The 1,634-nt window shown below is 51.0% G+C and carries 4 protein-coding genes; 3 read left to right on the top strand and 1 reads right to left on the bottom strand.

Annotated elements, in window-relative coordinates; translation table 11 throughout:
- The 3 genes from B3N33_RS04505 to B3N33_RS04495 form a co-directional block, all read left to right on the top strand.
- Positions 1-187 (top strand): hypothetical protein (locus B3N33_RS04505; RefSeq protein WP_292592290.1); only part of this gene is annotated, 187 nt, incomplete at its 5' end.
- Between the two features lie 15 nt (positions 188-202).
- Positions 203-601 carry a hypothetical protein gene (locus B3N33_RS04500; protein ID WP_214079805.1) on the top strand — a complete coding sequence of 133 codons (399 nt, stop codon included), beginning with the start codon at positions 203-205 and terminating at the stop codon, positions 599-601.
- Positions 598-843, top strand: a complete 246-nt coding sequence (locus tag B3N33_RS04495; protein ID WP_214079806.1) for a kelch repeat-containing protein — start codon at positions 598-600, stop codon at positions 841-843. Before B3N33_RS04500 ends, B3N33_RS04495 begins: the two co-directional genes overlap by 4 nt.
- A gap of 133 nt (positions 844-976) precedes the next feature.
- Here the strand turns inward: B3N33_RS04495 and B3N33_RS04490 are convergent.
- Positions 977-1,634: EAL domain-containing protein (locus B3N33_RS04490; RefSeq protein ID WP_292592288.1), on the bottom strand; the 658-nt coding region annotated here is incomplete at its 5' end.

The following is a 1,634-nucleotide window of genomic DNA, read 5'->3' as shown; positions in this document are numbered from 1 at the left end:
TGCTGTGGTTGCTGCACTGACAGGTGCAGGACAGGTCTGTCGGTGGAATCAACTGGAAATAGACGGCCCTTCTGCTCGCATAGTCACGCGATGGCCTATGATGTGCAGCGGGATTTGGTGGCCGAGACAGGTCCCAGCCCGCGGATGGGACATGCAATGTTCTACGATAGCAGACGAGGAGCGGTGATCCTCTTTGGAGGAAATGACGGCGCCCCCCCTGAGCGACACATGGGAGTGGGACGGCCGGGAATGGAAACACCTTTCCACATCCGGTCCCTGCCCTCGTTCAAGGCATGCAGTAGCCTACGATTCCGATCGTGGAGTGGCGGTAGTCTTTGGAGGCATTCCAAGAGAGCCGGCCGATACCTGGGAGTGGGACGGCAACTCCTGGAAAATCGTCGATGTTTCCGGGCCTGAAGGTCGATCCAGGGCGGGGATGGTTTATGATGCCTCAAAGAAGCTGATTGTGCTCTTTGGAGGCCGTCTTTCCAACGGGGAATGCTCGGTGACACGTGGACTTGGGACGGCAACGAATGGATTCAAGTCGCCAGTGACGACCTCTTTGCTCGCTCAAGACACTCGATGGTATATGACAGTGTGAGTGACCTTATCATCGTTCACGGCGTTTCATTCGGGGGTAGGAATGAGATGATCGAATGGGACGGAATTCACTGGAACCCCATAGGCTATTCGCTGCCGAGGAACGTTATGAAAGCCTTGCTGCCACCGAGGCGTGTATACTACACTATGGCGTATATCGAGAGTAGTGGAACGGTCCTGCTGTTCGGAGGTTGGGACGGCAGCTCTTCGCTCTCGGATACATGGGAGCTGATCATGGAATGACGACTTTCAGGAAAGTGAAAGAAGCTCAATACAGAATTGTTGACAATTGCAATCGATCTGTCGTTTTTCATAAGCCAATACTGAGCTTTGTGAACGACGAGCTCTTTTTCTCTCCCTTCAACAAAGGCAATCGTTATCGCAGTCGCCGCTTGCGCTTGTATCTCTTGAGGAATTCTATTGCCGCTTCTTCATCCAGAGGTCTGCTGATCAGATACCCCTGAATTTTGTCGCATCCCCATCTCTTCAGATACTCTCTTTGCTTTTCGTGCTCTACCCCTTCTGCTATGGCGCATTGCCCAAGTTTATGAGCCATCGAGATTATGTCGCTTGTAATAGTATCCTCGGTTTTGAGGTACATCAGTCTGTCTATGAAGGATCTGTCTATCTTCAGGCAGTTCACATTTAGATCTCTTTCTCTGGCAAGGGATGAGTAGCCCGTCCCGAAGTCGTCTATCGCTATTTGGATCCCAGAGTCGCTCAGCTCACCAAGAATACGGTTTATTTCCTCATTGTTTGTGGCGACAACCGACTCCGTGATCTCTACGCAGACATTCTCTGGCCGAACTTCAGTATCTTCTATCATCTTTAACAGGCTGATTGTGAAGTCATCTCTCAGAAGCTGTATAGCAGATATGTTGATTGAAACACCGATCGAAGTGTGGCGGGTGGTTTTTAGCCGTTTCAGGAAACGGAGCGCTTGAAGTATAATGCTTCTTCCAATCGGTACAATCAGCTTCGTCTTCTCGGCCACCGGAATAAACTCTAAAGGAGGCACAAGGCCGAGCGCGTCT

This window comes from Mesotoga sp. UBA5825 (assembly GCF_002432955.1).
Lineage (GTDB): Bacteria > Thermotogota > Thermotogae > Petrotogales > Kosmotogaceae > Mesotoga.
This window is presented reverse-complemented; position numbering and strand designations above follow the sequence as displayed.

What these genes read in the sequence shown, in the direction of transcription:
- B3N33_RS04500 (WP_214079805.1), top strand. Translation starts at nt 203, where the DNA reads ATGACGGCGCCCCCCCTGAGCGACACATGGGAGTGGGACGGCCGGGAA.